The organism is Mesorhizobium sp. M1342 (assembly GCF_040317955.1).
Lineage (GTDB): Bacteria > Pseudomonadota > Alphaproteobacteria > Rhizobiales > Rhizobiaceae > Mesorhizobium.
The window spans coordinates 19,844-40,625 of sequence record NZ_JAMYLI010000005.1 but is presented as its reverse complement, the minus strand read 5'-3'; the positions used below and the strand labels follow the sequence as shown (position 1 = coordinate 40,625).

Annotated in this window: 22 protein-coding genes; 5 read left to right on the top strand and 17 right to left on the bottom strand. The window is 62.8% G+C overall.

Annotated features, from left to right (window positions below):
• Positions 1–32: 32 nt before the first annotated feature.
• The 14 genes from NKH06_RS06480 to NKH06_RS06415 all read right to left on the bottom strand — a co-directional run bounded on the left by NKH06_RS06480 (position 33) and on the right by NKH06_RS06415 (position 13,002).
• Positions 33–662: a sarcosine oxidase subunit gamma gene (locus NKH06_RS06480; protein ID WP_352892553.1), complete on the bottom strand. Its 630-nt coding sequence runs from the start codon at positions 660–662 to the stop codon at positions 33–35.
• Positions 655–3,636 (bottom strand): sarcosine oxidase subunit alpha, encoded by a 2,982-nt coding sequence (locus tag NKH06_RS06475; RefSeq protein ID WP_352892552.1) that lies wholly within the window; start codon positions 3,634–3,636, stop codon positions 655–657. The genes NKH06_RS06480 and NKH06_RS06475 overlap by 8 nt, the downstream gene beginning before the upstream one ends.
• Complete coding sequence (locus tag NKH06_RS06470; RefSeq protein ID WP_352892550.1) at positions 3,636–3,911, bottom strand: sarcosine oxidase subunit delta; 276 nt, start codon at positions 3,909–3,911, stop codon at positions 3,636–3,638. Before NKH06_RS06470 ends, NKH06_RS06475 begins: the two co-directional genes overlap by 1 nt.
• Before the next feature lie 17 nt (positions 3,912–3,928).
• Positions 3,929–5,182, bottom strand: coding sequence for a sarcosine oxidase subunit beta family protein (locus tag NKH06_RS06465; protein ID WP_127270293.1), 1,254 nt, complete (start codon positions 5,180–5,182; stop codon positions 3,929–3,931).
• 36 nt (positions 5,183–5,218) lie between these two features.
• Positions 5,219–6,526: a type III glutamate--ammonia ligase gene (gene glnT / locus NKH06_RS06460; protein ID WP_352440034.1), complete on the bottom strand. Its 1,308-nt coding sequence runs from the start codon at positions 6,524–6,526 to the stop codon at positions 5,219–5,221.
• Between the two features lie 62 nt (positions 6,527–6,588).
• A complete protein-coding gene (locus NKH06_RS06455) occupies positions 6,589–7,917 on the bottom strand; it encodes an FMN-binding glutamate synthase family protein (protein ID WP_023808740.1) in 1,329 nt (442 codons plus the stop codon).
• A gap of 6 nt (positions 7,918–7,923) precedes the next feature.
• On the bottom strand, positions 7,924–8,649 hold the full coding sequence (locus NKH06_RS06450; RefSeq protein WP_023808739.1) for a GltB/FmdC/FwdC-like GXGXG domain-containing protein: 726 nt from the start codon (positions 8,647–8,649) through the stop codon (positions 7,924–7,926).
• Between the two features lie 4 nt (positions 8,650–8,653).
• Positions 8,654–9,550 (bottom strand): class II glutamine amidotransferase, encoded by an 897-nt coding sequence (locus NKH06_RS06445; protein WP_023808738.1) that lies wholly within the window; start codon positions 9,548–9,550, stop codon positions 8,654–8,656.
• A gap of 103 nt (positions 9,551–9,653) precedes the next feature.
• Complete coding sequence (locus tag NKH06_RS06440; protein ID WP_352440033.1) at positions 9,654–9,977, bottom strand: hypothetical protein; 324 nt, start codon at positions 9,975–9,977, stop codon at positions 9,654–9,656.
• A complete protein-coding gene (locus NKH06_RS06435) occupies positions 9,974–10,663 on the bottom strand; it encodes a hypothetical protein (protein WP_023808736.1) in 690 nt (229 codons plus the stop codon). The genes NKH06_RS06440 and NKH06_RS06435 overlap by 4 nt, the downstream gene beginning before the upstream one ends.
• 45 nt (positions 10,664–10,708) lie before the next feature.
• Positions 10,709–12,112: an APC family permease gene (locus NKH06_RS06430; RefSeq protein ID WP_352892549.1), complete on the bottom strand. Its 1,404-nt coding sequence runs from the start codon at positions 12,110–12,112 to the stop codon at positions 10,709–10,711.
• A 14-nt stretch (positions 12,113–12,126) separates the two neighbouring features.
• Entirely contained in the window at positions 12,127–12,288 is a 162-nt protein-coding gene (locus tag NKH06_RS06425; RefSeq protein WP_013532900.1) for a hypothetical protein, read from the bottom strand.
• Positions 12,289–12,324: 36 nt separating this feature from the next.
• Positions 12,325–12,702 (bottom strand): hypothetical protein, encoded by a 378-nt coding sequence (locus NKH06_RS06420; RefSeq protein WP_023808734.1) that lies wholly within the window; start codon positions 12,700–12,702, stop codon positions 12,325–12,327.
• Positions 12,703–12,714: 12 nt separating this feature from the next.
• Positions 12,715–13,002, bottom strand: coding sequence for a hypothetical protein (locus tag NKH06_RS06415; RefSeq protein ID WP_023808733.1), 288 nt, complete (start codon positions 13,000–13,002; stop codon positions 12,715–12,717).
• Between the two features lie 286 nt (positions 13,003–13,288).
• Here NKH06_RS06415 and NKH06_RS06410 point away from each other — a divergent pair, with 286 nt between their 5' ends.
• Genes NKH06_RS06410 through NKH06_RS06395 form a run of 4 tightly spaced genes read left to right on the top strand, consistent with a single transcriptional unit; the run spans position 13,289 to position 17,072 of the window.
• Complete coding sequence (locus NKH06_RS06410) at positions 13,289–14,422, top strand: aminomethyl transferase family protein (RefSeq protein WP_352440032.1); 1,134 nt, start codon at positions 13,289–13,291, stop codon at positions 14,420–14,422.
• Between the two features lie 41 nt (positions 14,423–14,463).
• The gene (locus NKH06_RS06405) at positions 14,464–15,060 is read left to right on the top strand and encodes a dimethylamine monooxygenase subunit DmmA family protein (protein WP_352440031.1); all 597 of its coding nucleotides are present in this window, start codon (positions 14,464–14,466) and stop codon (positions 15,058–15,060) included.
• Entirely contained in the window at positions 15,057–16,022 is a 966-nt protein-coding gene (locus tag NKH06_RS06400) for a PDR/VanB family oxidoreductase (RefSeq protein ID WP_352440030.1), read from the top strand. Before NKH06_RS06405 ends, NKH06_RS06400 begins: the two co-directional genes overlap by 4 nt.
• A gap of 9 nt (positions 16,023–16,031) precedes the next feature.
• A complete protein-coding gene (locus NKH06_RS06395; protein WP_352440029.1) occupies positions 16,032–17,072 on the top strand; it encodes a heme-dependent oxidative N-demethylase family protein in 1,041 nt (346 codons plus the stop codon).
• A gap of 83 nt (positions 17,073–17,155) precedes the next feature.
• Here the strand turns inward: NKH06_RS06395 and NKH06_RS06390 are convergent, their stop codons facing one another.
• On the bottom strand, positions 17,156–17,872 hold the full coding sequence (locus NKH06_RS06390) for a helix-turn-helix domain-containing protein (RefSeq protein WP_183444659.1): 717 nt from the start codon (positions 17,870–17,872) through the stop codon (positions 17,156–17,158).
• A 316-nt stretch (positions 17,873–18,188) separates the two neighbouring features.
• Between NKH06_RS06390 and NKH06_RS06385 the strand changes: the two genes are divergently transcribed.
• Positions 18,189–19,547, top strand: a complete 1,359-nt coding sequence (locus NKH06_RS06385) for a trimethylamine monooxygenase (RefSeq protein WP_352440028.1) — start codon at positions 18,189–18,191, stop codon at positions 19,545–19,547.
• A 15-nt stretch (positions 19,548–19,562) separates the two neighbouring features.
• Here NKH06_RS06385 and NKH06_RS06380 read toward each other — a convergent pair whose 3' ends face one another.
• Both NKH06_RS06380 and NKH06_RS06375 read right to left on the bottom strand, forming a co-directional pair.
• Positions 19,563–19,940: a GFA family protein gene (locus NKH06_RS06380; RefSeq protein ID WP_352772238.1), complete on the bottom strand. Its 378-nt coding sequence runs from the start codon at positions 19,938–19,940 to the stop codon at positions 19,563–19,565.
• Between the two features lie 38 nt (positions 19,941–19,978).
• The gene (locus NKH06_RS06375; RefSeq protein WP_352440027.1) at positions 19,979–20,779 is read right to left on the bottom strand and encodes a hypothetical protein; all 801 of its coding nucleotides are present in this window, start codon (positions 20,777–20,779) and stop codon (positions 19,979–19,981) included.
• Positions 20,780–20,782 lie beyond the last annotated feature (3 nt).

Here is a 20,782-nt window from a genome sequence, read left to right as displayed (position 1 = left end):
CCCAAGGGAGAAAGGTGGGGCGCGCGCAAACGCTACTCGAAATCCTCGGAATGGCTGACCGTAACGCCGTACTCCGCAGCCGAGTCGAGCATCGTATGCCAAAGGCTTTCGGCAAAGGTCGCGAACACCAGGAGGTTGAACACCGCCAGGCCATCCGGCCGATCATTCCCGCGCCAGAGCGTGACGCTGGTGTGGTCCATCGACGTCGCAGCAGCGGCACCAATCGGAAACGAGGCGGCATGCAGGTCGATCGACGACAGCTTGGCGAGCATGGCGCGCGCCTGGATTCCGGAAACGCTGATCAACGCGCGTGCATGTGATTGATCCGATAGCGAAGCGGGACCGGTGAATGCCGGCGCCAGCGTCCACATCGTGTGCTTGCCACTTTTCGACAAGATCAAGAACTGATCAGGCCCCGACCAGATCAGCGTGGCATCCGGAGTTTGTACCGCCTTCGGCGCATCCGGTGCCGCGATGCCGAAGCGGGTCCTAGTCGCCTTTGCCAGTTCGGCTCCTTTGCCGCGCCGCGCCATCACCTGGATCAGGTCAAAATTGCGAACCTCGGTCAGCGAGACGCCGGCCTCGATACCGCGTGCACCATGCACGCCGGCAACAAGCGCCTTTTCAAGGGGACTGCGGGGAGCCCAGGAAAACTCAGCCACGCTGGCGCCCTCCATCCGGATCGTAGAAGACGGGATTGCACAATTCGACATCATAATCCTCACCGCGCAACGGATCATGCGCGTGGACGATTTCGCCGATCCGCTCGCGGCCGCGCTCGACCAAGGCCAACCCGATCCACTGATCCAACGTGGGCGAGAAGCAGACCGAGGTGATATAGCCCTGGTCGTTGCCGGGGCCGGGCGTCTGACCCTTCGGGATGATGTGCGCGCCAGAGCGCAAGCGGCGGCCCCTGTCGGTCGGCTTGATGCCGACCACGACCTGGCGATCCGGGGCGACCAGCGCCTCGCGTCCGGCCATCACGCGGCCGATGAAATCCTTCTTGGTCGACATCATTTTGCCGAGGCCAAGATCGGCGGCTGTCGTCGTGCCGCTCAGTTCCGGTCCGGCGACGTGACCCTTTTCAACGCGCATGACACCGAGCGCCTCGGTGCCGTAGGGCGTCACACCGAAGGGCGCGCCGGCCAGCATCAGATTGTGTGCCATGGCATCGCCGAAGCGTGCCGGCACGGAGATCTCGAAGGCCATTTCGCCGGAGAACGAGATGCGGAACAGCCGCGCCTTGAGTCCGCCGCGAAGGGTCACCTCGCGGGCGCCCATGAACGGAAAGCCTTCGTTCGACAGGTCTTCCGACGGATCGACGATCTCCTGGAGCAGGTCGCGTGTCTTCGGCCCGGCGATCGAGAATTGCGCCCACTGGTCGGAGACGGAAGTGAGCTGCACGTCGAGCTCCGGGAACAGCACCTGGCGGCAGAATTCGAGATGCTGCATCACCAGCCCGGCCTTGGCCGTGGTGGTGGTGAGAAAATAATGGTCCTCGGCCAGCCGCGATGTCGTGCCATCGTCATAGACGATGCCGTCCTCGCGCAGCATCAGCCCATAGCGCGCCTTGCCAACTGCGAGGCTGGAGAAGGTGTTGATGTAGACGCGATCCAGGAAGGCGCCGGCATCGGGGCCGTGCACGTCGATCTTGCCGAGCGTCGAGACATCGCAGAAGCCGACGCCACCGCGCACCGCCTTGACCTCGCGGGTCACCGATTCCAGCCAGTCCTTCTCGCCGGCGCGCGGGTACCATTGCGCGCGTTTCCACAGGCCGGTGTCGACGAAGACAGCACCTTGTTCCACGGCCCAGTGGTGCGACGGCGTCAGCCGCGTCGCATGGAACGTCTCGTCGCGGTGATGGCCGGCGAAGGCGCCGATGGCGACCGGCACGTAAGGCGGCCGGTAGATCGTCGTGCCGGTCTCGGGGATCGAACGGCCGCTGACCGCGGCCATGATGGCAAGGCCGGCGACATTCGAGGTCTTGCCCTGGTCGGTGGCCATGCCGAGCGTCGTGTAGCGCTTCAGGTGTTCGACGGATTCAAAGCCTTCGCGTTGCGCCAGTTCGATGTCAGAGGCGGTGACGTCGTGCTGGTAATCGACAAAAGCCTTGCCCTTGCCGGCGACGTGCCAGAGCGGCGTCAGCGAGAATGCCTCGTCGTCGGCGGAAGGCGCGGTACCCACTGTGCCGCCATGTCCCGTGTCACGCGCCGCTGCCGCGCCGGCGGCAAATCCCTGGCTCAGGCAGGCGCCGAGGCCGAAATCGCCATTGGCGGCGCCAGCGGCGACCATGCCGGGAGGCGCGCCGTCGGGCACGAAGGCGGAGATGTCGTCACGCCACGCTGGCCGACCGCGATGGAAGGAGGTCAGCCCGACCGCCGGGTTCCAGCCGCCGGAAACGGCGAGCCCGTCCGCTTCGACCTCGGCGCGCGCGCCGCCGGTGAGCGACACCGCGATTTTCCTGACGCCATCCTTGCCGCCATCGACGCCACTGACGGAACCATGCAGCACCGGGAAGCCGCCCTTGGAGGCCAGCGAACGATGCGCCGGCGACACTTCGGACCGTGCATCGATGACCGCCGCGATCTGTAGGCCGGCACCGAGTGCAGTCTCGACCGTGCGCCAGCCATCCTCATTGTTGGTGAACAGCGCGATGCGTTTGGCCGGTGTCGCCGCATAGCGCGCGACATAGGTGCGCATGGCGGACGCCATCATCACACCGGGCGTGTCGTTGCCGGCAAACACGATCGGCCGTTCGATGGCGCCGGCCGCGACAACGCAACGCTTGGCCACGATCCGCCACAGCCGCTGGCGCACCTGATGCTGAGGCGGCGAGGGCAGGTGGTCGTTGACCCGCTCGATCGCGCCATAGGTACCGCCATCGTAGACGCCGAATAGTGCCGTGCGGGTCATGATGCGGACGTCCGGCATATCAGCCAGTTCAGTCAGCGTCCGCGACAGCCATTCGGCTGCCGGCACACCATCGATCGTGCCGCCATCCGACAGCAGGCGGCCGCCGGGGACAAAATCCTCTTCGCACAGGATGACGCGGGCACCAGCGCGGCCGGCTGCCAATGCCGCGGCCAGACCGGCCGGGCCGGAGCCGGCGATCAGCACATCGCAATGCGCCCATGCCTTGTCGTAGTGGTCCGGATCGGCGACGCCTGCGGCGCGGCCAAGGCCGGCGGCGCGACGGATCGCCGGCTCGTAGATCGCTTCCCAGAATTTCGCCGGCCACATGAAGGTCTTGTAGTAGAAGCCGGCAACGAAGATCGGCGCGAACAGCTGGTTCACCGACATCACATCGTGGCGCAGCGACGGCCAACGGTTCTGGCTGGCGGCCTCGAGCCCGTCATAGAGTTCGGCTGTCGTCGCCTTGGTGTTCGGCTCGCGCCTAGCGCCCGTGCGCAGCTCGACCAGCGCGTTGGGTTCTTCCGAACCGGCAGTGAGAATACCGCGCGGGCGATGATATTTGAACGAGCGGCCGACCAGCTTGACGCCATTGGCGATCAGCGCTGAGGCGAGCGTATCGCCCTGGAAGCCGGAGAAAGCCTTGCCGTCGAAACGGAAGTTCAGTGGCACCGAGCGGTCGATGAGACCGCCATTGCCGAGCCGGTGTGTCTGCGCGCCGGCCATCACGCACCGACTTTCGCGGCGCCGGCACCCACCGCCGGCTCAACGGCGGAAATCTCGTGCGTCAGCGTGTTGCGGGTGACCTTCAGCCAGGCCCGGCAACCACCGCCATGGTACCAGTGTTCGCTGGTCTGTCCGGCGACATTGTCGCGCAGATAGACATAGTCGAAGACCTCGTCTTCCGAGGCGCCGGCTTCGGGCCGCACAGGCTTGGCGTCGCCGAGATAGGTGAACTCGCCGAGTTCGCGTTCACCGCAGAAGGGACAGACAATGCGCATGCTGTTCTAGACCGCCTTCAATGCAGGTTCGGTTGGGCGCCCTGGCCCTTTTCGTCGATCATGGCGCCAGTCCGGAACCGGTCGAGGCGGAACCGCGCGGCTTCTTCGTGCGATTCGTCGCGCGCAAGAAGATGGGCAAAGACGAAGCCGGAGCCCGGCGTCGCCTTGAAGCCGCCATAGCACCAGCCGGCGTTGAGATAGAGCCCGTCGACCGGCGTCTTGTCGATGATCGGCGAACCGTCCATCGACATGTCCATGATGCCGCCCCACTGGCGCAGCAAGCGCACGCGGCCGATCATCGGCATCAGCGCCATGCCGCCCTCGCAGACGTCCTCCATGACAGGCATATTGCCGCGCTGGGCATAGGAATTGTAGCCGTCTATGTCGCCGCCGAACACCAGCCCGCCCTTGTCGGACTGGCTGACGTAGAAATGGCCGGCGCCGAAGGTCATGACACCAGGGATGAGCGGCTTGATCGCCTCGGAGACGAAGGCCTGCAGCACATGGCTTTCGATGGGCAGGCGCAGGCCGGCCATCGCCGCGACGCGCGATGAACTTCCGGCAACAGCCATACCGACCTTGCCGGCGCCGATCTTGCCGCGCGACGTCTCGACGCCGGTCACCTTGCCATTGGCGTCCCTGACGAAGCCGGTGACTTCGCAATTCTGGATGATGTCGACGCCGAGTTCGCTCGCCGCATGCGCATAGCCCCAGACAACAGCATCGTGCCGCGCCGTGCCGCCGCGTCGCTGCAACAGCCCGCCTTGCACGGGAAAGCGCGCATTGTCGAAGTTCAGGAACGGTATCATCTTCTTGACGGCAGCGAGGTCGAGCAGTTCGGCGTCGATGCCGTTGATACGCATGGTGTTGCCGCGCCGCGCATAAGCGTCGCGCTGTGCGTCGGAGTGGTAGAGGTTGATGACGCCGCGCTGGCTGACCATTGCATTGTAGTTGAGGTCCTGCTCCATCCGCTCCCACAGCTTCATCGACAATTCGTAAAAGCCGGTATTGCCTGGCAGGCCGTAATTGGAGCGGATGATGGTGGTGTTGCGGCCGGCATTGCCGGAGCCGATCCAGCCTTTTTCGAGCACGGCAACATTCTTGATGCCGTACTCGCTGGCGAGAAACCAGGCGGTGGCAAGGCCATGGCCGCCACCGCCGATGATCACCACATCGTAGCGGTCCTTCGGCGTGGCGTCGCGCCAGGTGCGTTGCCAATTCTTGTGGCCGGACAGGGCAGCACGGGCGAGCGAAAAGATCGAATATTTCATACGTTCATTCCGAGGTCGCTCGCACCGCGCTGGTGGTCAGATATCCAGCGTGTGGTCGCGCTCCCATTGCGTGAAGTGCGAAGCATAGGAATTCCATTCCTGGTGCTTCAGCTTTAGGTAGGCCGACGAGAATTCCTCACCCAGCGCCGCCTTGAGCGATTTGTCCTTGTCGAACTCGCGCAGCGCGTCGAGCAGATTGAGCGGCAGTTTTGGCGCGCCCTTCACCGTGTGCCCATGCTGGTACATGTCGATGTCGTAGCGCTTGCCGGGATCTGCCTTCGAGCGGATGCCGTCGAGGCCGGCGGCGATGATAACCGCCTGCAGCAGATAAGGGTTGGCAGCACCATCCGGCAGCCGCAGTTCGAAGCGGCCGGGGCCGGGCACGCGCACCATGTGGGTGCGGTTGTTGCCGGTCCAGGTCACCGTGTTCGGCGCCCAGGTGGCGCCCGAAATGGTGCGCGGCGCATTGATGCGCTTGTAGGAATTGACCGTCGGGTTGGTGATCGCGGCAAGCGCGGAAGCATGCTTCATGATGCCGCCGAGGAAATTCCGGCCCTTGGCCGACAGGCCAAGCTCCATCGCATTGTCGGCGAAGACGTTGGTCTTGCCCGATTTGTCCCAGACCGAGATATGGGCATGGCAGCCATTGCCGGTCAGGCCCTGGAAGGGTTTGGGCATGAACGTCGCGCGCAGGCCGTGCTTCTCGGCGATCGACTTGACCATGAATTTGAAGAACGAGTGCTTGTCGGCGGTCGCCAGCGCGTCGTCGAAGGCCCAGTTCATCTCGAATTGGCCGTTGGCATCCTCGTGGTCGTTCTGGTAGGCGCCCCAGCCGAGCGCCAGCATGTGGTCGCAGATCTCGGCGATGACGTCATAGCGGCGCATCACAGCTTGCTGGTCGTAGCAGGGCTTTGAGGCCGTGTCGTATTCGTCGGAAATCGTCTTGCCGTCCGGCGAGATCAGGAAGAACTCGGCCTCGACGCCGGTCTTGACATGCATGCCGTCGCTGGCGGCCTCCGCGATCAGCCGCTTCAGCGTGTTGCGCGGCGCCTGGTCGACCTCCTTGTCGTCCATGATGCAGTTGGCCGCGACCCAGGCGACCTCAGGCTTCCACGGCAGCTGGATCACCGAATCCGGATCCGGAACCGCCAGCATGTCGGGATGCGCTGGCGTCAGATCAAGCCAGGTGGCGAAACCGGCAAAGCCGGCGCCATCCTTCTGCATGTCGGCGATGGCTTGCGCCGGCACCAGCTTGGCACGCTGGCCACTGAACAGGTCAGTGTAGGAAATCATGAAATATTTGACGTTTTTCGCCCTTGCGAATTCAGCAAGATCAACTGTCACGGAAGTTCCCCATTTTTTGTCGATTGTGGCCCCAGAGCGTGTGGGCTTCGGCCCTTCATTGATTAGAAGCCGTTCTTCCCCGGTATCCAGTTGGTGCCGGCCAGCGGTACGCCGGCCATGGCGGCTGCCTCGATCGTCAGCGCGACGAGGTCCTCGGGTTCCAGATTGTGCAGGCTGTTCTTGCCGCAGGCACGGGCGATGGTCTGCGCTTCCAGCGTCATCACCTTGAGGTAGTTCGCCAGCCGGCGTCCGGCGGCCACCGGGTCGACCCGCTTCATCAGTTCGGGGTCCTGCGTGGTGATGCCTGCGGGGTCGCGCCCCTCGTGCCAGTCGTCATAGGCGCCGGCCGTGGTGCCGAGCTCGTTATACTCCGCCTCCCAGCGGGGATCGTTGTCGCCGAGCGCGACAAGGGCGGCCGTGCCGATCGAGACCGCGTCGACGCCGAGCGCCAGCGCCTTGGCGACATCGGCGCCGTTGCGGATGCCGCCGGAGACGATCAACTGCACCTTGCGGTGCATGCCGAGATCCTGCAGCGCCTGCACCGCCGGCCTGATGCAGGCAAGCGTCGGCATGCCGACATTTTCGATGAACACCTCCTGTGTCGCGGCGGTGCCGCCCTGCATGCCGTCGACGACGACGACATCGGCGCCGGCCTTCACGGCAAGCGCCGTGTCATAGTAGGGCCGGGCACCGCCGACCTTGACGTAGATCGGCTTTTCCCAGTCTGTGATTTCGCGCAATTCGAGGATCTTGATCTCGAGATCGTCGGGACCCGTCCAGTCCGGATGGCGCGAGGCCGAGCGCTGGTCGATGCCCTTCGGCAGCGTGCGCATTTCGGCGACGCGGTCGGAAATCTTCTGGCCAAGCAGCATGCCGCCGCCACCCGGCTTGGCGCCCTGGCCGACGACGACTTCGATCGCATCGGCACGGCGCAGATCGCGCAGGTTCATGCCATAGCGCGACGGCAGGTATTGATAGACCAGCTGCTTGGAATGGCCGCGCTCTTCCTCGGTCATGCCGCCATCGCCGGTGGTGGTCGAGGTGCCCGACAGTGTGGCGCCGCGCCCGAGCGCTTCCTTGGCGGGCCCCGACAGCGAACCGAAGCTCATGCCGGCGATGGTGATCGGGATCTTCAGCTCGATCGGCTTCTTGGCATGGCGTGAACCCAGCACGACCGATGTGTCGCAGCGTTCGCGATAGCCTTCGAGCGGATAACGCGAGATCGAGGCGCCGAGGAACAGGAGGTCGTCGAAATGCGGCAGCTTGCGCTTGGCGCCGGCGCCACGGATGTCATAGATGCCGGTCGCCGCCGCACGGCGGATCTCGGAAAGCGTATAGTCGTCGAAGGTCGCGGATTTGCGCGGCGTCGTCGGCGGGTTGCGATAGGTCATGCTGCCTCAATACGCGTCGGCGTTGTCGATATTGAAATTGTAGAGCGTGCGCGCCGAGCCGTAGCGCTTGAACTCCGACGGCTTGACGCCGGTGACGCCGGCACGGTCGAGCAGGCCTTGCAGCAATTCCAGATGCTCGGCCCGCATCTCCTTGGCGATACAGTCGGCACCCAGGCTGTCGACCTTGCCGCGCACGAAGAGACGCGCCTCGTAGATGGAATCGCCCAGCGCGTCGCCGGCATCGCCCAGCACCACCAGATTGCCCGACTGCGCCATGAAGGCCGACATGTGGCCGATATTGCCGTGCACGACGATGTCGATGCCCTTCATCGAAATGCCGCAGCGCGACGACGCATTGCCTTCGATGACCAGCAGGCCGCCCTTGCCGGTGGCGCCGGCATACTGGCTGGCGTCGCCTTTGATGGTGATCGAGCCCGACATCATGTTCTCGCCGACGCCGGGACCCGCCGAGCCGTGCACGGTGATGGTGCTGCCGGAATTCATGCCGCCGCAATAATAGCCGACGCTGCCGCGCACATCGATGGCAACAGGCTGGTCGACGCCGACGGCGACCGAATGGCTGCCTTTCGGGTTCAGCACTTCCCATGCCGTTTCGTTCGAGCCGGGAGCCAGATTGTGCAGCGCCTGGTTGAGTTCACGCAGCGACAATTGGTCGAGATCGAAGACCCGAGGGTCGTGTGCTGCCGTCTTTGAAAGCGTGGTTGCCGGCATGAATTCAATGCTCCCAGAAATAGACGGTTGCGGGTTCGGGTTCCCAGACCCTCGCATTGTCTATGCCAGGCAGTTTGGTCAGCGCGCGATATTCCGAGCCGAAGGCGACATACTGGTCGGTCTCGGCCATCACGGCGGGCTTGCAGGCGATCGGATCGCGCACCACGCCAAAGCCGTTCTTGGTGCCGACGACGAAGGTGAAGAAGCCGTCGAGGTCGGAGAGCGTGCCTTCCAGCGCTTCGCCGAGATTCTTGCCATGCGCCATCTGCGACGAGAGATAGGCGGCGGCCACTTCAGTGTCGTTCTCGGTCTCGAATTTCATGCCTTCGCGGATCAACTCGCGGCGGACATTGTTGTGGTTCGACAGCGAGCCATTGTGCACAAGGCACTGGTCGGCGCCGGTCGAGAACGGATGCGCGCCCATTGTCGTCACAGCCGATTCCGTCGCCATCCGGGTGTGGCCAATGCCATGCGTGCCGGTCATCTTGCGGACATCGAAGCGATCGACGACCGCCTCGGGCAGGCCAACTTCCTTGTAGATCTCGACAACGTCGCCGGCGCCCATGATGCGGATGTCGGGGCGCAGCGTCTGGATGGTTTCGCGCGCTTCATCGATCTTGGCGGGCGTGGTCCTGACGACCGCATGGGTGGATTTCACCGCGATCGTCACCGGGGTGCCGATGGCCTTGGCGAGCTCCGCCTCGAGGCCGCGGAAATCGCGGTCCGGCTTGGCCGACTGAATGGTGATCTTGGCCTCATTTTTGGAAGGCGCGCCATAGATGGCAATGCCGGCGCTGTCGGGACCGCGATCGCTGAGCGAGATCAGCATCTGCGACAGCATCGCGCCAAGCTGGGGCTCCAGCGACTTGTCCTTCAAAAACAGTCCGACAATTCCACACATGTCAGCCTCCCGATGTTTGTAGCTAAGAGATCGTTTGTAGCTAAGAGAGGATGTATCGAATGAGTTGCACAAATTCAATCGTATGAAAAAAATATTCCTCTAGTTACCTATGCGGCTCAATGCCGCTCTGCGCACTGTCGCCGTCTCGCCGGGCATTGTGAACCCATTTCGCGGTGCGGATGCGAGCGATCTTGTAGGCGTCGAGAATCGACAAGGCATAGATCAGGAAGCCGCCGGCGTGACGGCCGACAAAGCTGGCATCCGACGGTGCGATCTTGGCCGTCACCCATGCCAGGATCACCATGAAGAAAAGGAACTGCAGGCCGCGCACCGGCACGCCGAGAATGACATGCCCGCTTCCCGGCAACACGATTGCGGCGCCGAGAACCAGATAGGGGTTGGTGGGTGCAGTGGTGGGAATGGTCATGCGGCCTGCCGTTCGCTTTTGTTGATGGCGTCGCGAAGCGCCGACACCGACACCAGCAGTCTTTCGATCAGCGCGGGATCGAGTGTGGCGTCGCCGAATTCGGCCTGCCGAAAGACGCCATAACGCGCCCGTTCGGCTTCGGCCAGCAGCCACACGATGCGTACCCCTTTCGGGGTGATCAGCAGTTCCTTGGCGCGCCCTTCGGAAAAAATCCCGAGGTGGCCGGCGATGGTCTCCAGTGGGAAGTGGACGCCCCTGCGATCGGTCCGCAACACGGCCTCAGCCGGAAATGCTGAGCTCTTCGGCAGCGTGTGCTCGAGATGATCGAAATTGGAGAAGGTCGTCGGCGATCCCGGCCGCATCATCATGTCGAACGTCGCCGGCACCGCGACCTCTTCGGTGATCGAAACACTGAGCCAGCGCGCCGGCAGTTTTCGCGTCGCCAGCGTATCGACGATGGTGCGCACCTGGACACGTTTGCCGTTCCAGGATCCTTCCCAGGTGATGACGCCGGCGGTGCCATCCGAAACATTGGCAGCGTCGGCGATGACTGTGCGGATGCGGCCCTGCTCGACGGCGAGCGCCATCGACGCCCTGCTGTGGCTGGCACGCGCCTGCCAGGCAAGGTGGAGGACGACAGCTAGGACAATGGCCCCGGCCAGCAGTGCTGATGTCACCTCGGACATTTTCTCATGCCAGGCCCGCCCGGGATCCGGACGGGCCTACTCCCATCAATAACCCTGCGGCTTTGGCCACGGCATGGTGAATTGGTCGCCGCGCCGCACGAATTTGTAGCGATAGAAATGGAACCACAGCGAGATCAGGAAATAGAAGGCGACCATGGCGATCAGCTGCGAGCCGAAGCCGAGGAAGATGGCGAAGAAGGTCACCACGCACAGGCAAAACAGCACGATGGCCGGGATCGGGTGGAAGGGGTGCGTGTAGCCGCGCCGGATCGAGCCCAGCGGCCACTTCTTGCGGAACATGATGATGTTGATGCTCATGAAGGTATATTGCAGCACGCCCGACAGGATCGAGAAGGTGATCGCCTGGTTGAGGTCGGCGATGAAGGCGAAGGCCAGCGCGATCGGCAGCAGGAACAGGATCGAACGATAGGGCGTGCGATATCTCGGATGCACGGCCGAGAACCATGTCGGCAGATAGCGGTCGCGGCCGAGCGAGAACCAGGCGCGCGCCGCATCGTTGATGCAGCCATTGGCGGAGGCCATTGCAGCAAGCAGCGTGGCGACGAACAACAGGTTCTCGAGCAGCGGGCTGCCAGTCAGTTTGCCGGCGTCCCACAGCGGATAATAGGTGATGCCGAGATATTCCCATGGCATCATCGAGGCGCAGACATACCAGGTCATGGCGGCTGCGATCAAAAGCGTGATCATGCCGGCCATGGTGCCGTAAGGCAGCGAGCGGGCCGGCGAGCGCACTTCCTCGGCGGCCTGTGTGGTGCCCTCGATGCCGAGATAGTACCAGATGCCGAACTGGAAGGCGGCGATGACGCCGATCCAGCCATAGGGGAGCGCATTGGGGGGAGTGACCAACTCGTTCAGCTTCAGCACGGCGCCTTGCGTCCACGGGCTGACCGAAAAGAACAGGATGACAATCGAGATATAGGCGACTGCTGTGATGACGAAGTTGACGTTGAGCGTCATCAGCACGCCGCGATAGTTCAGCCACGCCAGCACGACGATGGTCGCGGCGATGAAGGAATTGTGGGTGAGCCCTTCGACGCCGGCCTTGGCGACGATGGTGTCGCCGAGCAGGATGGCGTCGGACACTTCGAGCATGGTGTAGGCAAAGACCAGGAACAGCGCGACGTTGAACGCCATCAGCGGTCCGACGATGTGCTTTGCCTGCGCATACTGGCCGCCGGCGGCGGCCACGGTCGATGTCACCTCGGAATCGATCATGGCGACCGAGGTGTAGAGCAATCCCACGACCCAGCAGACGATCAGCGCGGCCAGTGCGCCACCCTTGTCGGCCGAGAAATTCCAGCCGGTGAATTCGCCGACCAGGACGATGCCGACGCCGAGCGCCCAGACATGGGCCGGTCCGAGCACGCGCAGGAGTGAAACTCTGTCCCCTTGGGCAGCCGGGGCAGCCGGTTCAAGTGCGATCGTCATTGTTCAATCCTCACTCAGATCCGGTGTTTTTCGGAAGTGGCTTCCAGTTCGCCTTCGCGCGAGGAGGTCAGCACCTCTTCGGAGAAGGTCGTGTCGACCTTGAACCAGTCGTAGAGCATCCACAAAGCGAGCACGATCGAGATGCCCCAGCATGCGTAAGAGAGTGCCACCCACATGATCGTGTCCCCCGAATTAGATCGTCCTCAGAACTCTTACTTGTCGTCGAATTTTTCGTTGATGACGTCGCGGTATTCGCGGTCTGATGCACGAAACAGGAAGATGAAATAACCGATCAGCACCGCCGCCATGATGATCAGCGTCGGCCAGTCGATGACATAGTGGAAGCGGTTCTGGATGATGTCGTGCGCGGTCTCGGGCGTATAGCCGAGCTTTTCCCAGATAGACGCCATGGTCGGGTTCTGGCCTAGCGCTTCCCAGGTCTTGGCGTCGAGCGCGTCGATGGATTTCGCCGCGCCGGCGAGGCCCAGCTTGAGCGGTAGCCACAGTGCCACGAAAATGGCGACGACGACGACGGCGATGTCGAAAACCTGCCCGGCCTTGCTTTGCTCCGGCGGCGTGTAGCGGGACATCTCTTCTACCCCTCAGGACTTGCGGTTGCTGAACGCGTCGGCGTTCTTGATGTCGAGCCCGTAAATGAATTCCTTGTCTTCCTTGTAGTGCTTGACCATCGCCAGGATGGCCGCGGTGTTGAAGATCAGCACGGCGGCGGCGGCGATCGCGACGACGGCCTTGATGCCGCTGTGCGGGATGTAGGGCCATGTCATGAGGAGGACGAAGAGGATCGTCGCCCACAGGCAGACGATCAGGAGCGCGGCTCCGCGCAGGTCGGAACGGTACAGCGCTTCGATGCGCTGCTGCATGTCTGACATCGGTTTCTCCCCTTTTCCGCCGTCCGGTTCCGAATCTCCCGTCCGCCGTCCTCTTTCAACAGAGTGAAATTTTTTTCATAAGTTCTGTCTGAATCCCGCAATTGTCAAGCGCGATTTACGCGGGGTTAACCGTTTGCTTGGCGCAACGGATTTTGCCTGAGAATGAAATTAATTGCTTATGGGTATTGCGGCGCCCGGAGGTTTGCGATCAATATTCGGCCAAAGCTCCCGCCGCTGCGCAGGGGGCAGGGAACAGCAGAGCATTATCGAAACGGAGGACGAGCGGATGACGGCATCCTGGAGATTTTCGACCCTGGCGGATCGCCATCGCGCGCTCGGTTCGAAGCTCGAAGACTGGAGCGGCATGGGAACCGCCTGGACCTACGACAAGGATGCCGACGAGGAGTACATCGCCATCCGCACCAAGGCTGGTCTGATGGATGTCTCCGGCCTCAAGAAAGTCCATATCACCGGGCCGCATGCCTCACACCTGATCGACCTGGCGACGACGCGCGATGTCGAAAAGATCTATCCCGGCAAGTCGGCCTATGCCTGCATGCTGAACGAGGCGGGGAAATTCACCGACGATTGCATCCTCTACCGCACCGGCCCCAATGCATGGATGGTCGTGCATGGTTCGGGCACCGGCCATGAGGAGTTGCAGCGTGCTTCGGTAGGACGCGACGTCTCGCTGCGCTTCGACGACAATCTGCACGATCTGTCGCTGCAGGGTCCGACAGCGGTCGACTATCTGGCCAAGCACGTGCCGGGTATTCGCGACCTCAACTATTTCCATCACATGCAGACGCAGCTGTTCGGTCTTCCGGTGATGATCTCGCGCACCGGCTATACCGGCGAGCGCGGCTACGAGATCTTCTGCCGCGGCCAGGATGCCGGCACGATCTGGGACAGGATCCTCGACGAGGGCAAGAGCGCCGGCATCATTCCGTGCCGCTTCACCACGCTCGACATGCTGCGCGTCGAAAGTTATCTGCTCTTCTACCCCTATGACAACTCCCAAAAATATCCGTTTGAGAACGAAGGCCCAGGCGACACGCTTTGGGAACTCGGCCTCGACTTCACCGTCAGCCCTGGCAAGACCGGCTTTCGCGGTGCCGAGGAGCACTATCGTCTGAAGGGCAAGGAGCGCTTCAAGATCTATGGCGTCCTGCTCGACGGTAAGGAGCCGGCCGATGAAGGCGCGCCGGTCTATCGCGACGGCAAAAAGGTCGGCGTGGTGACCTGCGCCATGTATTCGCCGCTGGTCGAGAAATCGATGGGCATCGCCCGGCTCGACGTCGACTGCGCGGTCAAGGACACCAAGCTCGAAATCCGCAACAAGAGCGGTGCCATCAAGGCGACGGGGCAGCCACTGCCATTCGACGATCCCAAGAAGACCAAGCGCACCGCGAAAGGTTGAGGCATAGTCAACGGCGAGGGGTTCGAGGCACGAAGGCATAAATGGCAGCCAAAAGCATCATCAGCCGGCCGGTTTACGGAAATTTGTCTCCGCAACCCGGCAAGCATCATCTTTTCATCGCGGACGCGGAAGGGGCGCTGGCAATAGCGGAGATGGCCGTGAGGGCGCCCCCCGCGTTTTTCGACGACGCCGAAATCGTCTTCATTCCTGGGCCGGACGGCAAACACACCGTCGCGCTCGAAGCGTTGAAGCCGGCACAGTTCCACCAGGCGCCGTCCTTTGCCAGCCTGCTGCCACGGCTCCGGCAGACACTGGCCAACGCGCATATGGGCCTGCGCCTCTATCTCTCGGGCACCGAGGGCCTGATCGGCCAGGCAATGCAGGTGGCGCTTGAAGCCGGCATCGACCACACCTCGATCCAGACCGAGCACCGCGGCTCGCTGGCGCGCCGCATGCAATGCGTCCATTGCAAGGGCATCACGGAGAATGTGACGACGCAGCCGGCGACCTGCGCGCATTGCGGCCTGCTGCTTCTGGTGCGCGACCATTATTCCAGGCGCATCGCAGCCTTCCAGGGCGTCTGCATCAATGCGGAAGATCGCTCGGAGATTCCTCCGATGGAGGAGATTTTTCGATGAGCACCGGAACAACAAAACTCGATGTCGTTGTCAGCGACGTCGTCCCGGTCAACGACCTCGTCACCCGCTTCCATTTTCGCCGGCGCGACGGGCAGCTTTTGCCGACTTTTTCCGGCGGCGCCCATGTCGTGGTCGAGATGCGCGACGGCGAACGCACCAGGCTCAATCCCTATTCGCTGATGGGCTCGCCGCTCGACACGCGCGAATACACGATCTCGGTACGCCGCGACGATGTCGGCCGTGGCGGCTCGCTGTTCATGCACCGGAGCGTCAAGCCCGGCATGGAGATGGTGGTCAGCTACCCCGTCAACCTGTTCTCGCTCGACCTGCGCGCCAAAAAGCATCTGATGCTGGCCGGCGGCATCGGCATCACGCCGTTCATGGCGCAGACCGCTCAGCTTGCGGCGGAAGGCGGCAATTTCGAACTGCACTACACCTGCCGCACCGCATCGCTCGGTACCTATGCCGATGTGCTGCGCGAGCGCTACGACCGCCGGGTCAGGCTCTATCATGACGACCTTGAGGAGCGCATCGAACTCGACCGGTTGCTGTCGACGCAGCCGCTCGGCACGCATCTCTATGTCTGCGGTCCGGCCGGGATGATCAACTGGGTGCGCGATCGTGCGGCAAGCCTCGGCTGGCCGGCGGAAACCGTGCATTTCGAGCATTTCGCGGCACCTCAACCCGGACTGGCGTTCGACGTGACGCTTGCCGTCAGCGGCAAGGCGATCCGCGTCGACGAACAGCAGAGCCTGCTCGAGGCGATCGAGGCGGCCGGCGTCGATCCGCCCTATCTCTGCCGCGGCGGCGTCTGCGGCCAGTGCGAGACCAACGTCGTCTCTTGCGACGGCAGGTTCATCCACAACGACCACTGGCTGAGCGAGGAAGAGCACCGTTCGGGCAAGAAGATCATGCCGTGCGTGTCGCGCTTCGAAGGCCGGTCGCTGGTCCTGGAACGGTAGGAGAAGATCATGGGCATTACCTTTCGCAAGGAAACGTTCCGCGACGACTTCACCTTCAAGAACAGCCCTGAGCACATCAGGCGCTTCCCGTTCCCATTCCACGAAGACGCCTACATGTATGCGGTCAACATCGAGCCGCATGTCGTCGGGCCCAGGGGCAGCGTGCTGGAGAACCTGATCGACGTCGACGAGCACTATGTCGCCGAGATGCAGGACCGCGCTCTGGTGCTGGCCGAGGATCCGCTGCGCTGCCAGTCGCTGCCGCATATGACGCTGGCCGGCTGGGACCTGCTCGAGCTTTTGATGGAACAGCAGGCGCTGGGTTATCCCGAGCATTTCACGCTGACCCGCGACGGCGACCGCTGGCGCTGGATCAACCGGCCGCTCGGCATCGACGACACCTTTACCTTCGGCGACACCTCGACGCTGCCTTACGGGCCGATGGAGTACATCACGCGGCAGAGCCAGGGCGATTTCTGCATCCTCGACCAGCGCGACGGCAATCTGTGGATGGATGCCGGCATGGTCACCACCCAGGCCGACTGGTCGCTCGATTTCGACATCGGCATGAACTTCTTCGAGTGGCACGCGCCGGTGCCGCTGGCGCATGAGAAGGGGATTTTCGTCAGGGCGCTGAAATTCCTCACCAACATCCAGCAAGGCAAGCCGGCGCGGCGCCTGAACTGGACGATGACGATCAATCCGCGCCTCGACACCAGCCCCGAAAACTACCACAAATGGGGTCCGGACCGCACCACGGTGACGCCGGAGAATGTCGGCGACAAGGTGCATCTGCGGGTCGAGCTGCAGAGTTTTTGGCGCTTGCCGCGCTCGAACGGCATCGTCTTCCCGATCCGTTGCTATCTGATCAAGATGGACGAGTTGGTGACGCAGCCGAAATGGGCCCGGCGCCTGCACCGCGTCATCCGCGACCTGCCCGACGAACTCGCCAACTACAAGGGCCTGACGCGCTTCCGCCCGACGCTGGTCGAGTGGCTGTCGAAGCTGGATGATGGCAGTGCGACATCACCGGGGTTTGGGCCGGATTGAAGCGCCCGCGCCTGTTTGCGCCGGCCCTCTCAAGACCTGGGTTCCTCTCCCCCACTGTCGTGGGGGCGAGGAACCCAAGCGTCTCACCCCGCGCTCTGCGGATAGCAAATAATCGACAAATACCGCATCGGCAGCTTCGTCAGTTGCTCGGGTCCGTGCGGCGCATCGGCGTCGAAGAACAGGCTGTCGCCGGGCTTCATCGGGTAGAGGTTGCTGCCGTGCCGGTAAACGACCTCGCCTTCGAGCATGTAGAGGAACTCCATGCCCTCATGCTGGAAGGTGGGGAACACGTCGGAATCCTCGGTCAGCGTGATCAGATAGGGTTCGACGACGACGCCGCTGGTGTTGGAGCCGATATGACCGAGCAGATTGTACTGGTGGCCGGCGCGGGTGCCGCGGCGCTCGACATCGAGGCCTTGGCCGGCCTTGACGAAGACGGCGCTGCGCTCTTCCTCGAAGCGGCGGAAGAAGGCTGTGACGGGGACGCCGAGCGCGCGCGACAGCGCCTGCAAAGTGGTCAGCGACGGCGAGGTGATGCCGTTCTCGATCTTCGACAGCATGCCCAGCGAAATGTCGGTGGCGACCGCCAGATCGGCGACGGTGATACCGAGCTTCTTGCGGAAGGCCCGCACCTCGCGGCCGATCGCCACCTCCAGCACTTTTTCGCGGGTGTCGCGAATGGCATGCGGGTTCTGCGTCAGCGGCGCGCGGATGGTTTTGCCGTCGGCCGAGACCTTTGGCAGCGGCTTGGCCTTTGCGGCTGCAGGACCAGCCTTGGAATCGGAAGTTTTCTTCGCCATGTCGCCCCCGGCACTCCTGAGATTTATTTCACTCTAGGTGAACATGTCAGGTGCCGATACAGCAGCGCAACCGCGACGGCAAGTCGCCTGAAGGCGCCCGCGCACGATCCGGCGTTTGGCCACAATCGGTTTTTTGCGGAAAATCCGCCCGCGCGGAACCTTGTTTCAACACCGGGCTGTTGACAGCACGAAAGGGCCAATTACTGTCCTGTGAGTGAAATTTGTTTCGTAAGAGCAATTCCAGGAAAAGTGTGAAACGGTTTTCCGTCCGGAGTTGCGCCAAAACAAAAGTCGAATTCAGATCGGGAGGCCTGCAATGAAAAGTCGCGTTGCCGTCATCGGAGCCGGACCATCCGGCCTGGCACAGCTCAGGGCCTTCAAATCGGCGGCCGACAAGGGCGCCGATATTCCAGAGATCGTCTGCTTCGAAAAGCAGTCCGACTGGGGCGGCCTGTGGAATTACACCTGGCGTACAGGTCTCGACGAACATGGTGACCCGGTGCACGGCTCGATGTACCGCTACCTCTGGTCGAACGGACCGAAGGAATGCCTGGAATTTGCTGACTACACATTTGAGGAGCATTTCGGCCGGCCGATCGGCTCCTATCCGCCGCGCGCGGTGCTGTGGGACTACATCAAGGGCCGCGTCGAAAAATCCGGCCTGCGCAAATGGGTGCGCTTTAACAGCCCGGTGCGCATGGTGACGTTTTCCGACGAGACGAAGAAATTCACCGTCACCGCGCATGACCGCACCAACGATGTCACCTACTCCGAAGAGTTCGACAATGTCGTCGTCGCTTCCGGGCATTTCTCGGTGCCCAACGTGCCCTATTTCGAAGGCTTTTCCACCTTCAACGGCCGCATCCTGCACAGCCATGATTTTCGCGACGCGATGGAGTTCAAGGGCAAGGATATCCTGATCATCGGCCGCTCCTATTCGGCCGAGGACATCGGCTCGCAGTGCTACAAATACGGCGCCAAATCCATCACCTCCAGCTACCGCTCGAAGCCGATGGGCTTCAAATGGCCGGACAATTGGAAAGAGGTGCCGCTGCTGCAGAAGGTTGTGGGCAAGACCGCGCATTTCAAGGATGGCACCACTAGGGATGTCGATGCCATCATCCTGTGCACCGGCTATTTGCACTCCTTCCCGTTCCTCACCGAAGAACTGAAGCTGAAGACCGCCAACCGCATGTGGCCGGACGGGCTCTATGAGGGCGTCGTCTGGGAGAAGAACCCGAAACTGTCCTTCATAGGCATGCAGGACCAGTTCTACACCTTCAACATGTTCGACGCGCAGGCCTGGTTCGCGCGCGACGTCATCATGGGCCGCATCAAGCTGCCGTCCGCCGAGGCGATGACCGAGCACGGCGCGAAGTGGCGCGCGCGTGAGGAAACGCTCGAAGACGCCGAGCAGATGATCTGGTTCCAGGGCGACTACACCAAGGAATTGATGGATCAGACCGACTATCCCGGTTTCGACGTCGAGGCGGTCAACCAGACCTTCATGGAGTGGGAGCACCACAAGGGCGAAGACATCATGAGCTTCCGCGACCACGCCTATCGCTCGCTGATGACCGGCACCATGGCGCCACTGCATCATACGCCCTGGCTGCAGGCACTGGACGATTCGATGGAGAGCTATCTCGAGGTGAAGGGGGTCGCGGCGGAATAGCGGGTGGGCTTGCCTTCAGGCCGGCACCGCGACCCAGCCGTGGCGACTCTTGCCGTAGACAGACTGTGTCGGCTCCGGGAATGACGGGTCGCCGAAACAGCCGACGGCAACGGCCACCGCTGCGGGTCTCCGCGATGGATACCAGAAAACCGTCGAGCCGCACGTTCCGCAGAAATGGAAGGTGACGGGAAAGCCGCTGTCGGAATCACGTTGGTATGTCTGGAATGAGCCGCTGATCTCGATCGCGGCGGCATCGAAGAAGGCGGCGATCCCGAACGGACTGCCGGTCCGTCGCTGACAGTCCAGGCAATGGCAAAGCGAGACCTTGGCCGACTCTTGCGGGCATCGGATCTGCAATTGGCCGCAGGTGCAGCGAGCTGTCCGGCCTGTCATCACTCTCTCCTTTGCAGGGTTGGGCGGTTCAGCTTTACTCAATCCAGCGGATAGTCGGGAGCAGCATCGGTCTCCGTCACCTTGACCGACAACACGTCGCAGTCGTTGGCCCAGTCGGGGCCATCGCCGCGCATCGCCATCGTGTCGGCCATCAGCAGGAACTGCATGGTTCTGAGCGCCCAGTCGGTCGGCTCTTCCGGCCAGGCGAAGACGCCGGCGGCGTCGCCGCCGAATTTCACATGGTGGCAGACGAAACCGACCTCGACCTTCCAGGATCGCAGCGTTGCGCCTGGTGGTGGGTAGGGCGGGTCGGGAAGCTCGAAGTAATTGGCGACATGAATTTTTGTCGGCACATCAGGCGCGATGCCCTTGGCTTTGAAGGCGGCAACGGCGTCCTCATGGAATCGCTCGAGCAGGCCTTGCCCCGACAGCCTGTAGGTCGCGCGGAAGAAGCCGCCGCACCAGACGGATTCGTTGGTGTCGTTGGAGATCAGCAGAGTGGCGCGAAAACGGCGCAGCCTTGGCGCCAGCGCCGGCCAGTCGCATTCGGCAGGTGTCGCCGGCGTCGCGATGAACTCGTCGAGAAGATCGCTGCCGCGCACCGGGCTGCTCAATACCGGGCAGTCTTCGCCGTAGAGGTGCCAGAGCTTTCGCAACTCCGCTGCCGCGATGCCGGGCTTTCGCAGTTCCTCCACCGAGGCGCGGACCCGCGCGATCGCATAGTTCGTCGCCGCCTCCAGCGTGCCGAAGCCGGATATCAGGTGCTCGCCGTCCGGCTCGCCGGTTCTGGCCATATCGAAAACGAGGACGGCGAAGGGTGGCTCGCCCGGCTCGGACATCCG

Coding starts and splice junctions, on each gene's coding strand:
- NKH06_RS06475 (WP_352892552.1), bottom strand. CDS start 3,636: ATGGCCGGCGCGCAGACACACCGGCTCGGCAATGGCGGTCTCATCGAC.
- NKH06_RS06470 (WP_352892550.1), bottom strand. CDS start 3,911: ATGCGCATTGTCTGTCCCTTCTGCGGTGAACGCGAACTCGGCGAGTTC.
- NKH06_RS06465 (WP_127270293.1), bottom strand. CDS start 5,182: ATGAAATATTCGATCTTTTCGCTCGCCCGTGCTGCCCTGTCCGGCCAC.
- NKH06_RS06455 (WP_023808740.1), bottom strand. CDS start 7,917: ATGACCTATCGCAACCCGCCGACGACGCCGCGCAAATCCGCGACCTTC.
- NKH06_RS06450 (WP_023808739.1), bottom strand. CDS start 8,649: ATGCCGGCAACCACGCTTTCAAAGACGGCAGCACACGACCCTCGGGTC.
- NKH06_RS06445 (WP_023808738.1), bottom strand. CDS start 9,550: ATGTGTGGAATTGTCGGACTGTTTTTGAAGGACAAGTCGCTGGAGCCC.
- NKH06_RS06440 (WP_352440033.1), bottom strand. CDS start 9,977: ATGACCATTCCCACCACTGCACCCACCAACCCCTATCTGGTTCTCGGC.
- NKH06_RS06435 (WP_023808736.1), bottom strand. CDS start 10,663: ATGTCCGAGGTGACATCAGCACTGCTGGCCGGGGCCATTGTCCTAGCT.
- NKH06_RS06430 (WP_352892549.1), bottom strand. CDS start 12,112: ATGACGATCGCACTTGAACCGGCTGCCCCGGCTGCCCAAGGGGACAGA.
- NKH06_RS06425 (WP_013532900.1), bottom strand. CDS start 12,288: ATGTGGGTGGCACTCTCTTACGCATGCTGGGGCATCTCGATCGTGCTC.
- NKH06_RS06420 (WP_023808734.1), bottom strand. CDS start 12,702: ATGTCCCGCTACACGCCGCCGGAGCAAAGCAAGGCCGGGCAGGTTTTC.
- NKH06_RS06415 (WP_023808733.1), bottom strand. CDS start 13,002: ATGTCAGACATGCAGCAGCGCATCGAAGCGCTGTACCGTTCCGACCTG.
- NKH06_RS06410 (WP_352440032.1), top strand. CDS start 13,289: ATGACGGCATCCTGGAGATTTTCGACCCTGGCGGATCGCCATCGCGCG.
- NKH06_RS06405 (WP_352440031.1), top strand. CDS start 14,464: ATGGCAGCCAAAAGCATCATCAGCCGGCCGGTTTACGGAAATTTGTCT.
- NKH06_RS06400 (WP_352440030.1), top strand. CDS start 15,057: ATGAGCACCGGAACAACAAAACTCGATGTCGTTGTCAGCGACGTCGTC.
- NKH06_RS06395 (WP_352440029.1), top strand. CDS start 16,032: ATGGGCATTACCTTTCGCAAGGAAACGTTCCGCGACGACTTCACCTTC.
- NKH06_RS06390 (WP_183444659.1), bottom strand. CDS start 17,872: ATGGCGAAGAAAACTTCCGATTCCAAGGCTGGTCCTGCAGCCGCAAAG.
- NKH06_RS06385 (WP_352440028.1), top strand. CDS start 18,189: ATGAAAAGTCGCGTTGCCGTCATCGGAGCCGGACCATCCGGCCTGGCA.
- NKH06_RS06380 (WP_352772238.1), bottom strand. CDS start 19,940: ATGACAGGCCGGACAGCTCGCTGCACCTGCGGCCAATTGCAGATCCGA.
- NKH06_RS06375 (WP_352440027.1), bottom strand. CDS start 20,779: ATGTCCGAGCCGGGCGAGCCACCCTTCGCCGTCCTCGTTTTCGATATG.